This window comes from Serratia sp. CY33525, assembly GCF_052169115.1.
Lineage (GTDB): Bacteria > Pseudomonadota > Gammaproteobacteria > Enterobacterales > Enterobacteriaceae > Serratia > Serratia sarumanii.
In genome coordinates this window covers 200,358-216,012 of sequence record NZ_JBJNLK010000001.1, presented here as the reverse complement: position 1 = coordinate 216,012, position 15,655 = coordinate 200,358, and the positions used below count along the sequence as shown (strand labels likewise).

Here is a 15,655-nt window from a genome sequence, read left to right as displayed (position 1 = left end):
CTCACGGGGTTAAGTGTTAAAAAGCCGCCCGCAGATACATTTATTGATTGGTGAAATCTTGGCCGATAGCGGCAAGGGTGTACGCCATATGAGGATAAGATGGGCGGTCAGCATCAGGATACTCCGCTAAAACGCGGCTTAAAAAACAGACATATACAGCTTATTGCCCTCGGGGGCGCCATCGGTACCGGTTTATTTCTCGGCATTGCGCAAACCATTAAAATGGCCGGCCCCGCCGTGCTGTTGGGTTACGCCATCGGTGGTTTTATCGCGTTTTTAATCATGCGCCAGCTGGGCGAAATGGTGGTGGAGGAGCCGGTCGCCGGATCGTTCAGCCACTTTGCCTATAAATATTGGGGCGACTTCGCCGGCTTTCTTTCCGGCTGGAACTATTGGGCGATGTTCATTCTGGTCGGCATGGCGGAACTGACCGCTGTCGGCATCTACATTCAGTACTGGTGGCCGGAGATCCCCACCTGGGCCTCCGCCGCGCTGTTTTTCGTGCTGATCAACCTGATTAACCTGGTGAACGTGCGCCTGTACGGCGAAACCGAATTCTGGTTCGCCATCATCAAAGTGGTGGCGATTGTCGGCATGATCGTGTTCGGCGCCTGGCTGTTGGTCAGCGGCAACGGCGGCCCGCAGGCCAGCATCACCAACCTGTGGCAGCAGGGCGGCTTTATGCCGCACGGCTTCTCCGGGCTGGTGATGGCGATGGCGGTGATCATGTTCTCGTTCGGCGGCCTGGAAATGGTCGGCATCACCGCGGCGGAAGCCGCCGATCCGCGCCGCAGCATTCCCAAAGCCACCAATCAGGTGGTGTACCGCATTTTGATCTTCTATATCGGCTCGCTGACCGTGCTGCTGTCGCTCTATCCGTGGGGGCAAGTGGTGGAGGGGGGCAGCCCGTTCGTGCTGATTTTCCATGCGCTGAACAGCAATCTGGTGGCGACCGTGCTCAACGTGGTGGTGCTGACCGCCGCGCTGTCGGTCTACAACAGCGGCGTTTATGCCAACAGCCGCATGTTGTTCGGGCTGGCCAGCCAGGGCAATGCGCCGCAGGCGCTGACGCGGGTTAACAAGCGCGGCGTGCCGGTGCTGTCCATTGCGCTATCGGCGTTGATTACCTCGATCGGCGTGCTGATTAACTACCTGATGCCCGGCAAGGCGTTTGAGCTGCTGATGGCGCTGGTGGTTTCAACGTTGGTGATCAACTGGGTGATGATCTGCCTGGCGCACCTGAAATTCCGCGCCGCCAAGAACCGCCAGGGCGTCATTCCCAGCTTTAAGGCGCTGTGGTACCCGTTCGGCAACTACCTGTGCCTGGCGTTCCTCAGCCTGATTCTGGTGATTATGTATTTCAGCGAAGGGATCCGCATTTCGGTGTTGCTGATGCCGGTGTGGATTGCGGTGCTGTGGTGCGGGTTTATGCTGACGCGCCGTAAAGGCGCCAAGCGTTAATCGGTATGCTGCGGAGGCGTATTGCGCGCCTCCGCTTCTTTTCTCGTTAGCCGCGCGGCATAAAGGCGCGCCCCTCACTATGCCCCCGCCCCAGCAGTTTCCGACACAGCAGCAGCAGGGTGCTGATCACGTCGATGGCGACCACGCTGAGCATCAGCAGGGTCAGCATGAAGAATCCGAGCAGCGAACCGCCCAGCACCACCAGCGGGGCAGGTACGCGCAGACGGCGCAGCTTCATGGCGAAATACATTTTCCAGTATTGCTTCTGCGCCAGCAGCGCGCTGCGAATACGGCGCCCCAGGCCGATGCCTGATTTGCGGGATGTAGAACGACTCATAACTTCTCCTTTTCTGTATGCCCTACAAGTCAATCACAAAGATCTTAAGAGAGTCTTAACGGGCTCTTGGCGGCCCTGGCTGTCTCACCGGAGTGAGACAACAGCATACGGCAAAAGGTCCCGAGATGCAGCGCACGGCTGACAAAGTGCGAGCTTCATCGGGTTTGTTACACTGAAAGTCATGCCCGTGCAGGGCGCAGTGGTCGGGAGAAAAGGCAGGATGAAGAGAATCAACCGTTATTACGACGCGGCCAAGGCGCATCACACGCCGGAGGGATTTCGCAACCCGGAACCCTCGCAGCGCCAGGAGGGCGACCTGCAGCGTTGGCAGGATGAACGCAAGCGGCAGGGGCTGCCCAGGCCGCCGCAGCAGGGCTACGCGCAATTTACCGAGCGTTGGTGGCAACCCGCCGATCTCAGCGGTGGCGATGACAGCATTTGGTGGCTTGGGCATGCGTCAATGCTGCTGCGGCTGGGCGGGCGCTATATCCTGATCGACCCGGTGTTGTCTGAACGCGCATCGCCGCTGAGCTTCTACGGCCCGAAGCGCAGAACGCCGACGCCTCTGACGGTGGGGCAACTGCCGGCGGTGGATGCGGTGCTGATCTCCCATAATCATTATGATCATCTCGACAGGCGCACGGTGCGGCAGCTGGCGCGGCGCTTTCCACAGGCCGAGTTTATCGTGCCGCTCGGATTGAAGCGCTGGTTTCGCCGCTATCGGCTGAAGGTGCATGAACTGGACTGGTGGCAGAGCCTGTCGCTGGGCGAACTGACGGTCTACGCCACGCCGGCGCGGCATTGGAGCATGCGCACGCTGTGGGATCGCAATCGCTCGTTGTGGTGCGGCTGGGTGATCCACCATCCGGCGCTGCGGTTTTATTTTTCCGGCGACAGCGGCTATTCGGAACGGCTGGCGGAGATCGGTCAACGGCTGGGGCCGTTCGACGTGGCGGCGCTGCCGATTGGCGCCTATGCGCCGCGCTGGTTCATGCAGGAGCAGCATATGGATCCGCAGCAGTCGGTGACGCTATATCGCGAGCTGAATCAGCCGCGCGCCATTCCCATCCATTGGGGGGTATTCGAATTGGCGGACGAATCGCTCGACGAGCCGCCGCAGCAGTTGAACCTGGCGCTGAGCGAGGCGGGGCTGGATCAGCATCAATTCCACCCGTTGAAGATTGGCGAGCGGATCGCGTTGCAGGACTCGCAGCAAGCGTTCTCTCTTCGCCCTGCGGTGCCGGGGAAAGAATAAGATCAACGGTTTGAAAGCGTGGCGGTAATTAGCAGAATCGATAAGCACGGGTGGTGATTCAAATAACCACCCGATCTTCAAGATTTAATTCCATGCCACACTTTCGCTATTCATAAGATTATTCCGGTTATTCAGACTCGTGGCTTTCGGATTATTTAGGATGAAACAACCGGCCAGCGGGAGAGGCGTCTGGAGGTTGCATGCTTATGCAACCGTTGCCCGCGGTACCCGCTTCACTTGCGCCTTCCGACGCGATGGGGTTCTCACCCTGTGGCGGCAGGGTTGAAAACCGACGATGACTGCGCTTTCCGGCGCTAAAGGGTCGGAGCAGCATTGAATAAATTGGCCCCCGTTCATCGATATTCAAATGTTGCATATGACATTCCATAAAGATTCAAATTTTTTAACGCTATAAGCGGCAAAAAAGCGAAAGTGCCGAGAGGGAGAGGCGTCAAAACGATGAAAGTTTTGTTAAAACGCTATCAGAATGCGGGGTCTGGCGCAGTGATTTTGGCAAGCAGAAAATAGCCGATGCTTCAACATCTTTTGGGCTATTTAAGCAAATGCGGCGCTCGACCGTTTCAAATATGTGCGACATGTCGTTCAGTGATTAAAAATGGCTTGCCATCGCATACAGAGTATGTGATAACGCATCTGGGTAAAACGAGGTACAGTTCTGTATATGTGTGGCATTTTCAGTAAAGAAGTTCTGAGTAAAGACGTTAGCGTTGAATACCGCTTCTCTGCCGATCCTTATCTTAGTGCCTCAAGCAGTAACGACTCTAGTTTGTCTATGTAACGCCCTCGGGCGGTTTAAACAATCCAAAGGAAATACTCAAGATGGCAAAGATCAAAGGTCAAGTTAAGTGGTTCAACGAGTCTAAAGGTTTCGGTTTCATCACCCCGGCTGACGGCAGCAAAGACGTGTTCGTACACTTCTCTGCAATCCAGGGTAACGGCTTCAAAACCCTGGCTGAAGGCCAGAACGTTGAGTTCGAAATCCAAGATGGCCAGAAAGGCCCATCTGCAGTAAACGTTACTGCTATCTAATCAGCGTCAGCTGTACAAAAAGCCCGCCTCCGCGCGGGCTTTTTCGTTTCCGTCATCCGGCGGCGATGATGATGCCGGCATACTGGTTGCGGCCTTTGATCCCCGGATGCGTCGGATCCTGCGCGCGCCGATGGCTGTTGCGGCGATAGCTGGTGTACTTGAAGCGCTGCGGCCGCTGCGGGTCGACGTCCGGCGTGCAGATGGTGCAACTGCCGGCGCGGTCAACGGCGGCGAAGCCCAGCGCCGCCAGCTTGTGTTCGGCAATCGCGGCCAAATCCAGATGCCGATAATGCGGGCTGATCAGCGTGGCGGGCAGCGGCAGGCGCTGTTTAAAATTCTCCACCAGCGCTTCGTCGACTTCGTAGCAGCACGCGCCGGCGGCGGGGCCGATAGAGACCACCCAGTCGGCGGTGTCGCCGTCCTGGCGAATGCGCGCTGCCATCTGTTCCAGAATGCCGTCCAGCAACCCGCGCCAGCCGGCATGAACCGCGGCGATGGCGCCGCCGTCGCGGCGGCTGAACAGCACCGGCAGACAGTCCGCCGTCAGCACGCCGAGCAGAATGCCGGGCTGGCGGGTGTAGAAGCCGTCGGCTTCACCGCACGCCTGCGCCGGTTGCAGCACCTCGACGATACGGGTGCCGTGCACCTGCTTCTTTTCCGGCAGCGTGGCGCTGTAGGGCAGCAGATGCCCCGGCAGCAGCGCGAGTTTGCTGCCGAAGCCGTGCTGAATGTGGGGCACCGCATCGAGCAGCGCGGAACGATCGCTCATAAGTTATTTTCACCTGCGTGAGAAAACAGACTCTCAGTGTAGCCAGCTTTTTCCCCGCTTGACCAGGTGTTGTTGGCGGCGAAAGCGAGCGGGGATGCGCCTTGCATCGAGCCGACGCCTTCTTTAGACTAGCCGCGCCCTGTCTTTCTGGAAGCCCATTCATGTCTTATCAATGCCCTCTGTGTCATCAACCGCTGCATTTTTCATCGCAACACTGGCGTTGCGACGGCAATCATCAGTTCGATCAAGCCAAAGAAGGCTACGTCAATCTGCTGCCGGTACAGCACAAGCGATCGAAGCAGCCGGGAGACAGCGCGGAAATGATGCAGGCGCGGCGCGCGTTTCTCGACGGCGGTTTTTATCAGCCGCTGCAACAGCAGGTGGCAGAGTGGCTGGATTTGGCACTGGCGGCCGATGCAGGCGCGTTATTGGATATAGGCTGTGGGGAAGGGTATTACACCGCCGCCGTGGCCGCACGGCTGGCGCAGCAGCGCAATATGGCGGTTTATGGGCTGGACGTCGCCAAGGTGGCGATCCGCTACGCTGCCAAGCGTTATCCCGCGGTCTCGTTCTGCGTCGCCTCCAGCCATCGCCTGCCGTTCGCCGACGGGGCGCTGGATGCGGTGTTGCGCATCTATGCGCCTTGCAAGGCAGAGGAGCTGGCGCGAGTGGTGAAGCCGGGCGGCGTGGTGGTGACGGTTTCGCCGGGCCCGCGTCATCTGTACCAACTGAAAGAGCAGGTGTACCAGCAGGCGCAGCTGCATGCCGAACAGGACGAACAGTTCGACGGATTCGAGTGCGAGCGTAAAGAGGCATTGGCCTATACGATGACCTTGCCGGGCGCACAGGCCGCCAACCTGCTGCAGATGACGCCGTTCGCCTGGCGCGCTACGCCGGAGGTGCAGCAGAGGCTGGCGCACGGCGGCGAGTTTGAGTGCGAAACGGATTTCGTGCTGGCGTTGTACCGGCGCCGTGCTTAACAGGCGCAGTGAGCCCAGAAACAAAAAAACCTGCCGCGGCAGGTTTTTTTGTAGCGCGAGCGCCTCAGGCCAGGTAGCCGAGATGCTCCAGCAGAATGTTGACGCCGATACCTATCAGCACCACGCCGCCGAGGATCTCGGCGCGTTTGCCCAGCAGCGGGCCGATAAAGCGGCCGATCATCATGCCCAGCGTCGCCATGATCATGGTGGCGCAACCGATGGCCATGGCGGTGTGCACGATATTGACCTGCAGGAAGGCCAGGCCGACGCCGATAGCCATGGCGTCGAGGCTGGTGGCGATAGCGGTAGCCACCAAGATCCAGAAACCGTGGCGTTTGACCTTCTCTTCTTCATCGGGCTTGTTGCGCACCCCTTCGACAATCATGCGCATGCCGAGAATGAACAGCAGCGAGAAGGCGACCCAGTGATCCCATTCCATGATGTATTGGCTGGCGAACAGGCCGATGGCCCAACCGATGAGCGGGGTGATCGCTTCGACCACGCCGAAGATCAGGCCGGTGCGGATCGCTTCGCGGAAACGGGGTTGATGCAGGCTGGCGCCTTTGCCGATCGAAGCGGCGAAAGCATCCATGGACATGCCGAAAGCGAGAATGAGTGTTGCTGAAAGGTTCATGTGAAATAGCCTCGGCCGGGTGGCTCCATATACACGTAACCCACCCCCAACCAAACGACGGAGTTACGTGTCTATGGTCTCGCCAACCTTACCTGGCTGCCCGCACCACGTTTCATACGGCGAAACGAGTATGTTGATACGGGCGTTTCTGGCGTTTTATTCTCCAGAAACCGGCTACTCCCCAATGACGGCGCAACCATACCATATTATTTCCGCCACCGACAACTTTATTCTGGCGTGATGCTCGCGCTTAATTGAGACTCGTTTTCATTAATCTAATTTCATGTGGGAATATAATGTAGACGTGGGTAACAATGTTGCGGAAATAATAGTCAGAGTGAAAGTGACGCAGCCCATTAATTACCCACAGGCCGCGCAAGGTTTGAGCGGTAACAAAGCGGTTATTTATTTATCTATTGATTATCAACGAAAAATTGATAAATCTTCTCCAGGTCGTCCAGGTGTGTCACCTGAACCAACAGCCGGCGCTGTTCCAGGTCGATGGCCAGAATACCGTCCTCCGATAAATTCATGGCTTTAATGCGGTTATATTCAACAAACACATTGGCGAAGAAAAAACCCTGCGCTTTAAACACCATCTTTGGAGCGCGAATATAAGAAACATAGATAGCGAGCAGCGCCAAGGAAATAAGCAGGTAGGTGGTTAATACCGCACCATTGTCGGTGACATTGCGGTAAATCAGAATGGCGATCAGGCCGACGAAAATCAGGCTGTCGAGGCGGTGGCGGCGTTTGAGCAGCACCTTGAGGCGCGTTTTGCCTTTCAGCAGATCCATGCCGAATTCGTCATACAGCGAGTACAGCAACAGCAGGGTAATAAACAGCATCAGTACGGCGTCGGTCAGTGACATCTCTTGCTCCACACATAAAAAAGCCGGGGGTTGCCCCCCGGCCGTTTCGAACGATTACAGGCCCAGCAGGCCAATCCAATAGCCAAAGATACCGATGACGAAGAAGCCGATGATGATCCACAGCGCGTTGACTTTCTTGCGCAGCAGCCACATACAGGCGAAGGTCAGCAGCAACGGCACCAGGCCCGGCATCAATTGGTCGAGGATGGTCTGCACCGTGGTCACGTTGGTATGCCCGGTCTGGTCGGTGATCTTGGACACCACCAGCGGGATATTCACGTGCGTCCACTTGTTGACCAGCGCCCCCATGACAAACAGGCCGAGAATGGACGCCCCTTCCGTCAGTTTCTGCAAGAAGCCGCCGCCCATGTCGTTGACGATATCCACCCCTTTACGGTAACCGTAGGCCACGCCGTAGTAGCGGGTCAGCAGGCGCACCAGGTTGAACAGCACGAAGAACAGGATTGGCCCGAGCAGGCTGCCGCTCATGGCGATGCCGGCGCCGAGCGCGGCGAATACCGGCCGCACGGTGCCCCAGAAAATCGGGTCACCGACGCCGGCCAACGGCCCCATCAGGCCGACCTTGATGCCGTTGATCGCGCCGTCGTCGATCGGCGCGCCGTTCGCGCGTTGCTCTTCCATCGCCATGGTTACGCCGAGCACCGGCGCCGCCACGTAAGGGTGGGTGTTGAAGAACTCGAGGTGGCGCTTGATCGCCTGTTTGCGATCGTCATTGTTTTCCGGATACAGGCGACGGATCACCGGTACCATCGAGAAGCAAAAACCCAGCGCCTGCATGCGTTCGAAGTTCCACGAACCCTGGAACAGGTTCGAGCGCAGGAATACGCCGCGAATATCGGCCGGCGTGAGTTTCTTTTGAGCAGTTGTATCAACCATTTCTCTCACCTATTCCTAGTCGAGTTCGTTATCGAGATCGTTCGCGTTAGCCGGGCCGGCCTGGACAACCTGAGACTTGTTGTATTTCGGGCTGAGCTGGATATACAGCACGGCCATCACCACGCCGATGACGCCGAGCGCCACCAGGTTGAAGTTGGTGAAGGCGGCGGTCACGAAACCCAGGTAGAAGAACGGCATCAGGTAGCCGGCGCGCATCATGTTAATCACCATCGCGTAACCGACCACCACGATCATGCCGCCGGCGATGTTCAGGCCGCTGGTGACCACTTCCGGGATCGAGTTGAGCAGGGCGTGTACCCCGGCGGTGCCGACCGAGATGGCGACGATGACCGCCGGGATGGCGATACGCATCGCCTGCAGCAGCAGGGCGCCGATGTGGATCCAGGTGATGGCCCGCAGGCTGCCGCGCTCCGCCGCGCTGTCCGCCGCGTGCTGGAAGGCCACGGTGAGGGTGCGCACGATGATGGTCAACACCTGGCCGGCCGCCGCCAGCGGAATGGCCAGGGCGATACCGGCGCCGACGCTTTGCCCGCCGGCGATGACCAGAATGGTCGAGATGATGGACGCCAGGGCGGCATCCGGCGCGACCGCCGCGCCGATGTTCATCCAGCCCAGGGCGATCATTTCCAGCGTACCGCCGATAATGATGCCGGTTTTCATATCGCCGAGAATGAAGCCGATCAGGGTACAGGCGACCAGCGGACGGTGGAACTGAAACTCGTCGAGGACGGAACCCATCCCGGCGATACAGGCAACGATAAATATCAGCACAATCTGAAGAGTGGTGATCTCCATTGCACTTCTCCTATGACCAAAAAAGCTCTGAGTAAAATAATCAGCGGCTGGCGCCACTAATTGAGTTTGTTAATCAGGTCCATCATTTTTAGCCGGCTGTCGGACGAGACCTTGCGCACCTCCAGCTCGATACCGCGATCGTTCAGTTTCTTAAACGCTTCGATATCTTTTTCATCGACAGAAACGGCGTTGTTCACCTGGGTTTTCCCCTGACGGAACGCCATGCCGCCGATATTGACGGATTGAATATCCACGCCGCCCTCCACCAGACGCAAGACGTCGGTCGGGTTGGTAAACAACAGCATCACGCGGTCGTTGGCGTATTTCGGGTTGTTCCAGACGCGGATGGCCTTCGCCACGTCCACCACGTGGGCGGTGACGCCCGGCGGGGCGACCTGGGTCAGCAGGGTTTTGCGCACATGGTCGGCGGCGACTTCATCGCTGACGACGATAATGCGGCTGACGTTGGTCTCTTTGGTCCAGCGGGTAGCGACCTGGCCGTGAATCAAGCGGTCATCGATGCGCGCCAGGCCGATTTTCATGTGGTCATTCGGCCCCAGCGGCGCCTGAGGGGCAGCGGCTTTGGCGACGGGTGCTGCGGGTTTTGCGGGTTCTTCCTGCGGTTTTTTCAGCGCTTTCACGCCTTCGCGGCCGGTTTCCAACGCCAGCGCCACCAGTTCATCGAAGGCGGGGTTGTCGTCCCGCGCCATGAAGGTTTCCACCAGCATCGGAATGTTGACCCCGGTGACGACCTCATAGTTTTCCTTGTCGACCGCAATGCGGCTGGCGGCGTTGAACGGGCTGCCGCCCCAGGTATCCACCAGGAACAGCACGCCGCCGCTGGTATCCAACCCACTGATTTTTTCGTTGTACTTGACGATTAACGTCTCGGCATTCTCACCGGGAACGAAGTCTATAAAGGCGACGTTGTCCTGCTCGCCCAATAGCATCTCCGCCGTTTTCAGCAGTTGTTCCGCTGCAGCCCCGTGTGTGCCGATGATAATAGCTATTGCCACTCGCTACCTCCTCGTTGAACTCCAGGCGCGGTTTGTGTCGTTTCTCCGCGCCGTCTTGGCAGTCACTTCCGCGGTTCAGATACATTATGGTAGAAAAAAAGAAACGCACGCCTAACATTTCTCACGCAGTTTCAAATGCCTGTGCGCAATACTTCACGAACGCGACATTTATTTTAGTGAGTGAAAAAATATTTTTTGTGACGCTGCTCCGCTATTGAATGCTCGGAGAAATCTTAGCTGTCGCAGATGACATGGCGGGGACGTCACCCTAAACCGCCGTTGAAAAAGCCGCTTTGTCCCCCAGAAAAATCCTGATACAGTAATTCCTTCTTTCATTACTAAGGAGTGAAGGGCCTCAGCCCTCCCTATGGACTGTCACCGAAGTTACTGTTTTTCCAGGTTTCACCCGCCACCCGCTGGCGTTGCATATGCTGTTCGGCCCTTCGGCCATCTCCCGGCAATCCCATCCCGTCACCTTGCTATTGTCGACTGCACCCATGCAGCGGCGGCATCGTCACGTCTGAGCGGCGTGCGCTCATTCCCACTTTTCTCTGGAGTCTGATATGGAATTTTTAATGGACCCCTCTATTTGGGCGGGGTTGCTGACGCTGGTGGTGCTGGAAATCGTGCTGGGCATCGACAACCTGGTGTTCATCGCCATTTTGGCCGACAAGCTGCCGCCGAAGCAGCGCGATAAGGCGCGCATTATCGGCCTGTCGCTGGCATTGCTGATGCGTTTGGGCCTGCTGTCGGTGATCTCCTGGATGGTAACCCTGACCACGCCGCTGTTCAGCGTCGGCGATTTCAGCTTCTCCGGCCGCGATTTGATCCTGCTGTTCGGCGGGGTATTCCTGCTGTTCAAGGCCACCATGGAGCTGCATGAACGGCTGGAAGGGCAGACGCATCAAGACGGCGCTAACCGCGGTTACGCCAAGTTCTGGGCGGTGGTGGTGCAAATCGTGATCCTCGACGCGGTATTTTCGCTCGATGCGGTGATTACCGCCGTGGGCATGGTGAACGATCTGCCGGTGATGATGGCGGCGGTGGTGATCGCGATGGCGGTGATGCTGTTGGCGTCGAAGCCGTTGACCAACTTCGTCAACGCGCACCCGACCATCGTGGTGCTGTGCCTGAGCTTCCTGTTGATGATCGGCCTGAGCCTGATCGCCGAAGGCTTCGGTTTGCACATTCCTAAAGGCTACCTGTATGCCGCTATCGGCTTCTCGATTCTGATTGAATTGTTCAACCAGATCGCGCGTCGCAACTTTATCAAGCATCAAGCGCGTCGTCCGATGCGCGAGCGCACCGCGGAAGCGATCATGCGCCTGATGGGGCAGCAGCGTGCGCAGCAGACGGACGATGCGGTCGCCTTGCCGCGGGATGAAACCTTTGCGGCGGAAGAGCGCTATATGATCAGCGGCGTGTTGACGCTGGCCTCGCGTTCATTGCGCAGCGTGATGACGCCGCGCACCGACATTTCCTGGGTCGACTGCGAGCGCTCCCGCGAGGAGGTGCGCGCACAGCTGCTGGATACGCCGCACAGCCTGTTCCCGGTGTGCCGCGACTCGGTGGATGAAATCGTCGGCGTGGTACGTGCCAAGGATCTGCTGGTGGCGCTGGAGCAAGGGGAAGATATCGCCGAGTTCGCCGCCCGCACGCCGCCGATCGTGGTGCCGGAAACCATGGACGTCATCAAGCTGCTGGCGGTGCTGCGCCGCGCCAAAGGGCGTCTGGTGGTGGTCACCAATGAGTTCGGCGTGGTGCAGGGGCTGGTAACGCCGCTGGACGTGCTGGAAGCGATTGCCGGTGAATTCCCGGACGAGGACGAAACGCCGGACATCGTGGCGGAAGGTGACGGCTGGCTGGTGAAGGGCGGAACCGATCTGCACTCGCTGGAACAGGCGCTGGCCTGCGATGACCTGGTCAGCCCCACCGCCGACTACGCCACCCTGGCGGGGCTGCTGTTGGCTCACTACGGGCAGATGCCGGTGGCGGGAGATAGCATTGAGCTGAACCACCTGCGGTTCGATATCGTTGAGGTGTCCGAATACCGTATCGAACTGGTGCGCGTTACCCGCGTCGTCCTGGACGAGACGGCGCACGCGTAACCCTCCCGCCGGGGGCTCAGGCCTCCGGCGGATCCTCTTCCGCTTTCCTGACGCGCGATTCGTACTGCTGCAACCACAGCGGGAAAACGTGGATCGGCATCGGCTTGGCGAAATAATATCCCTGCAGGGCATTGACCTCGCGTGAGCGCAGATAGTCGGCCTGTTCCTCCGTTTCCACCCCCTCTGCCACCAGTTTCAGCTTCAGGCGCTGCGCCAGCGTAATGATGGTGTCGGTCACCGTGGCGTTGACCGCGTCGGTGCCGATGGCGGCGGTAAACCCGCGATCGATCTTCAAGACGTCCGGGCTGAGGTTCTTCAGGTAGCTCAGCGAACTGTGACCGGTGCCGAAATCGTCGATGGCCAGCATGATCCCCATGTCTTTCAGCGTGCGAATCTGGTCATACTGAATTGCCGACAGCGCGGTGCGTTCGGTCAGCTCCAGCATCAATGAGGGCATCGGGTGCGCCGGCAGCCAAATCTGGCGAATATCGTCGATGATATTGAGCGTTTTAAAATGCTCGGCGGCGACGTTGATGCTGATGTAGAACGACGGCCGGGGCGGGAACAGCTGCAGATTTTCCGTCACGGTGCTCATCAGGTAGCGGGTGAGCGGAATGATCAGCTCATGCTGCTCGGCCAACGGAATAAACACGTCGGGCGAGATCCACCCTTGCCGTTTCTTTTTCCAACGCAGCAGCATCTCGACGCCGGCGCAGCGCCCGGTATCGCTGTGGATGATCGGCTGGCAGTAGACGCGGAACTCGCGATGGGTGATGGCATGGCCGATGTGATAAGACAGGCTCATGCGGTTGGCGGTGAGCAGATAGACCACATAGGCCGCCAGCAGGCTGATCAGCAGCGCCAGCGGAATATGGCGCGGCAGGGCGGAAAGCGCCAGCATGCCGATCTGTGGGCCGAACAGCGAAATCGAGAACGGATACAGCGCGGAGCCGGCGGTGTAGCGCAGATCGTTGGTCAGGGTATCGCGGCTCAGGATTTCGCGGCGGCCGTATTCCAGGCTGCTGTCGGCCACGTTCAGCACCACGCGCTGAACGTAAGGCTCCTGCGGCTCGAGTAAAAAGTTGGACAGCAGTTCGATATTAAACACGTGCAGCACGCCGCTGGTTTTATCGCGGGGCGATGGCGTCCACAGCACCAGCGTAGGCAGACCTTTGCTCACCGCCAGCGAGGGGCGCAGCGCCAGCCTGGCGTCGCTGTTGACGAAAGTAGGCATCACCGCGGCCAGCTGATAATGACGGGCGCCAAATAGGCTGGAGCAATAAATAATGCCGTTCTTCACCAGCAACATGGCGCGCAGCGCCTGATTTTGCGCGGCGCGAAAGCGCAGGGTAGATGACACGTTCTCGCAGGGCTGGTTCAGCATGTCCATGCTGCGTTCCGCCTGCAGCTGCGCCGGCGTCAGCAACTGGTTGAGCTTGCCGACGGTGCGGGTGGCCAACGTGTGTTGGCTCAACTCGATGCTTTTGACCTCTTGATAGTAACGGGTATACAGCGATACCAACAGAATAGCCGCGCCCACCGCTCCGGCCAGCAGCCAACGGTAGTAACGATATCGGGACGCGGCGAGGTGGGTCATCAACATCCGGTAAATCCTTGTTCGGTAATCCAGCTCCGAGTCACAGTCAGGCCATTGATCCTTAAGTTGCGCTCGGCTAATTCTAGCCTGAGGTTATACAAGATTGATGGTAACTCAGTAAATTATTTCAGTTTGGTAAAACAGAAGGCCAATTTGCAGGCTAACCGCCGGATCGATGAGAAAAATGCAGGATATTTTTTTTGTGACATTGTCACTAAAACGTTCAATGAATTGATTACCCATAAAAAACCCCGCCGGGCGGCGGGGTTATCTGTCAGTCGCATTGCACCTTGATTGCCAGGCCGCCGCGTGACGTTTCGCGGTACTTGGCGTTCATGTCTTTGCCGGTTTCGTACATGGTCTCGATCACCTTATCCAGCGAAACGCGCGGCTCGCTGGTGCGGCGCAGGGCCATGCGGGCGGCGTTGATCGCCTTGACCGAAGCGATGGCGTTGCGCTCGATGCACGGCACTTGCACCTGGCCGGCGACCGGGTCACAGGTCAGACCCAGGTTGTGTTCCATGCCGATCTCCGCCGCCACGCACACCTGTTCAGGGCTGCCGCCCAGCAGTTCGGCCAGGCCGGCCGCCGCCATGGAGCAGGCTACGCCGACTTCACCCTGGCAGCCGACTTCGGCGCCGGAAATGGAGGCGTTCATCTTGTACAACGCGCCGATGGCGCCCGCCGCCATAAAGTAGCGGATATAGATGTCCGGGCTGACGGACTCGATGAAGTGATCGTAGTAAGCCAGTACCGCAGGCACGATGCCGCAGGCGCCGTTGGTCGGCGCGGTAACCACGCGGCCGCCGGCGGCGTTTTCTTCGTTAACCGCCAGCGCGAACATGTTGACCCAGTCGATCACGTTCATCGGATCGCTGGACAGTTTGTCCGACGCCACCAGCATGCGGCGCAGCGCGGAGGCACGGCGCGGCACGCGCAGCGGCCCCGGCAGCACGCCTTCGGTGTTCAGGCCGCGATCGATACAGGCGCGCATGGTTTGCCAGACGTTGCCGAAGTAGGTCTCGATCTCTTGCTTGCTGTGCAGCGCCAGTTCGTTTTGCATCACCATACCGGACAGCGACAGCCCGGTCTCGCGGCAGTGATCGAGCATTTCGCGCGCGGAGTTGAACGGATAGGGCATTTGCAGCTCTTGCTCGGCGTCCTTACCGAAGTTCTCCTCGTCGACGATGAAACCGCCGCCGATAGAGTAATAGGTCTTGCTGTACACTTCTTTATCGCCGGCGAAGGCGTGGATCTGCATGCCGTTTTCATGCAGCGGCAGGTTGTCGCTGCGGAAGACCATGCCGCCGTCGCGCGGGAAATCGACTTCATGCAGGCCGTTGGCCAGCATCAGGCGTTGACGTTGTTCTACATCGCGAATAAAACCCGGAATGCTATCGATATCGACGGTGTCCGGCATGTTGCCGGCCAGGCCGAGAATGATGGCGATATCGGTATGGTGACCTTTGCCGGTCAATGAGAGTGAGCCGTAAACGTCTACGGCAACACGCGTGATAGAAGGCATCAGGCCTTTATTTACCAGATCGTCGACAAACTGTTTGCCGGCTTTCATCGGTCCAACCGTATGAGAGCTGGACGGGCCGATGCCGATCTTAAACATGTCGAAAACGCTAATCACGCTAAAACTCCTTAAAGAGACGTATTGTTATGGCTGCGGCGGTTAAAAACCGCGCAGGGAACAGCGATATTGTAAAAGGGCCGTGCGGGTTCGGCTGCCTTTTTCGCATGAAATTAAATAATCCGTGGTGTCGCTTTTTTTCCTGATTACCCGGGGCGAACCCTTAAGCGGGGTATCCGCTTTCGCCCAAGCTCCATTAGCGGTAATCGCGCCAGCCTTCCGTG

At 58.4% G+C, this 15,655-nt stretch carries 15 protein-coding genes and 1 riboswitch; of the genes, 6 read left to right on the top strand and 9 right to left on the bottom strand.

What is annotated here, in order from left to right; translation table 11 throughout:
* Positions 1-99 precede the first annotated feature (99 nt).
* Entirely contained in the window at positions 100-1,461 is a 1,362-nt protein-coding gene (locus tag ACJ8IM_RS01030; RefSeq protein WP_033634896.1) for an amino acid permease, read from the top strand.
* Positions 1,462-1,507: 46 nt separating this feature from the next.
* Here ACJ8IM_RS01030 and ACJ8IM_RS01025 read toward each other — a convergent pair whose 3' ends face one another.
* Positions 1,508-1,798, bottom strand: a complete 291-nt coding sequence (locus tag ACJ8IM_RS01025; protein ID WP_033647690.1) for a hypothetical protein — start codon at positions 1,796-1,798, stop codon at positions 1,508-1,510.
* A 220-nt stretch (positions 1,799-2,018) separates the two neighbouring features.
* Between ACJ8IM_RS01025 and ACJ8IM_RS01020 the strand changes: the two genes are divergently transcribed.
* The 3 genes from ACJ8IM_RS01020 (at position 2,019) to cspE (ending at position 4,103) form a co-directional block, all read left to right on the top strand.
* On the top strand, positions 2,019-3,053 hold the full coding sequence (locus ACJ8IM_RS01020) for an MBL fold metallo-hydrolase (protein ID WP_033634894.1): 1,035 nt from the start codon (positions 2,019-2,021) through the stop codon (positions 3,051-3,053).
* Positions 3,054-3,735: 682 nt separating this feature from the next.
* A complete protein-coding gene (locus tag ACJ8IM_RS01015) occupies positions 3,736-3,852 on the top strand; it encodes a DUF2627 domain-containing protein (protein ID WP_002211058.1) in 117 nt (38 codons plus the stop codon).
* 41 nt (positions 3,853-3,893) lie between these two features.
* Positions 3,894-4,103, top strand: a complete 210-nt coding sequence (cspE, locus tag ACJ8IM_RS01010) for a transcription antiterminator/RNA stability regulator CspE (RefSeq protein ID WP_002221949.1) — start codon at positions 3,894-3,896, stop codon at positions 4,101-4,103.
* A 52-nt stretch (positions 4,104-4,155) separates the two neighbouring features.
* Here the strand turns inward: cspE and pgeF are convergent, their stop codons facing one another.
* A complete protein-coding gene (gene pgeF / locus ACJ8IM_RS01005) occupies positions 4,156-4,872 on the bottom strand; it encodes a peptidoglycan editing factor PgeF (protein WP_033634893.1) in 717 nt (238 codons plus the stop codon).
* Between the two features lie 161 nt (positions 4,873-5,033).
* Between pgeF and rlmA the strand changes: the two genes are divergently transcribed.
* Positions 5,034-5,852 (top strand): 23S rRNA (guanine(745)-N(1))-methyltransferase, encoded by an 819-nt coding sequence (gene rlmA / locus ACJ8IM_RS01000; protein ID WP_079656563.1) that lies wholly within the window; start codon positions 5,034-5,036, stop codon positions 5,850-5,852.
* A gap of 64 nt (positions 5,853-5,916) precedes the next feature.
* Here the strand turns inward: rlmA and mntP are convergent, their stop codons facing one another.
* The 5 genes from mntP to manX form a co-directional block, all read right to left on the bottom strand.
* Positions 5,917-6,486, bottom strand: coding sequence for a manganese efflux pump MntP (gene mntP / locus ACJ8IM_RS00995; protein ID WP_033647683.1), 570 nt, complete (start codon positions 6,484-6,486; stop codon positions 5,917-5,919).
* 11 nt (positions 6,487-6,497) lie between these two features.
* Positions 6,498-6,681: riboswitch (yybP-ykoY riboswitch) on the bottom strand.
* A 218-nt stretch (positions 6,682-6,899) separates the two neighbouring features.
* Positions 6,900-7,358 (bottom strand): DUF986 family protein, encoded by a 459-nt coding sequence (locus ACJ8IM_RS00990; RefSeq protein ID WP_033647681.1) that lies wholly within the window; start codon positions 7,356-7,358, stop codon positions 6,900-6,902.
* Positions 7,359-7,412: 54 nt separating this feature from the next.
* Positions 7,413-8,255, bottom strand: coding sequence for a PTS mannose transporter subunit IID (locus ACJ8IM_RS00985; protein WP_033634889.1), 843 nt, complete (start codon positions 8,253-8,255; stop codon positions 7,413-7,415).
* A gap of 15 nt (positions 8,256-8,270) precedes the next feature.
* Positions 8,271-9,071 (bottom strand): PTS mannose/fructose/sorbose transporter subunit IIC, encoded by an 801-nt coding sequence (locus ACJ8IM_RS00980; protein WP_033634888.1) that lies wholly within the window; start codon positions 9,069-9,071, stop codon positions 8,271-8,273.
* A gap of 56 nt (positions 9,072-9,127) precedes the next feature.
* Complete coding sequence (manX, locus tag ACJ8IM_RS00975; protein ID WP_033654424.1) at positions 9,128-10,087, bottom strand: PTS mannose transporter subunit IIAB; 960 nt, start codon at positions 10,085-10,087, stop codon at positions 9,128-9,130.
* 563 nt (positions 10,088-10,650) lie between these two features.
* Between manX and ACJ8IM_RS00970 the strand changes: the two genes are divergently transcribed.
* On the top strand, positions 10,651-12,195 hold the full coding sequence (locus tag ACJ8IM_RS00970; RefSeq protein WP_033634886.1) for a TerC family protein: 1,545 nt from the start codon (positions 10,651-10,653) through the stop codon (positions 12,193-12,195).
* Between the two features lie 16 nt (positions 12,196-12,211).
* On the opposite strand, the gene ACJ8IM_RS00965 is transcribed toward ACJ8IM_RS00970, so the two are convergent.
* Together ACJ8IM_RS00965 and sdaA are read right to left on the bottom strand one after the other, a co-directional pair.
* The gene (locus ACJ8IM_RS00965; RefSeq protein WP_033634885.1) at positions 12,212-13,798 is read right to left on the bottom strand and encodes an EAL domain-containing protein; all 1,587 of its coding nucleotides are present in this window, start codon (positions 13,796-13,798) and stop codon (positions 12,212-12,214) included.
* 268 nt (positions 13,799-14,066) lie between these two features.
* On the bottom strand, positions 14,067-15,431 hold the full coding sequence (sdaA, locus tag ACJ8IM_RS00960) for an L-serine ammonia-lyase (protein WP_033634884.1): 1,365 nt from the start codon (positions 15,429-15,431) through the stop codon (positions 14,067-14,069).
* Positions 15,432-15,655 lie beyond the last annotated feature (224 nt).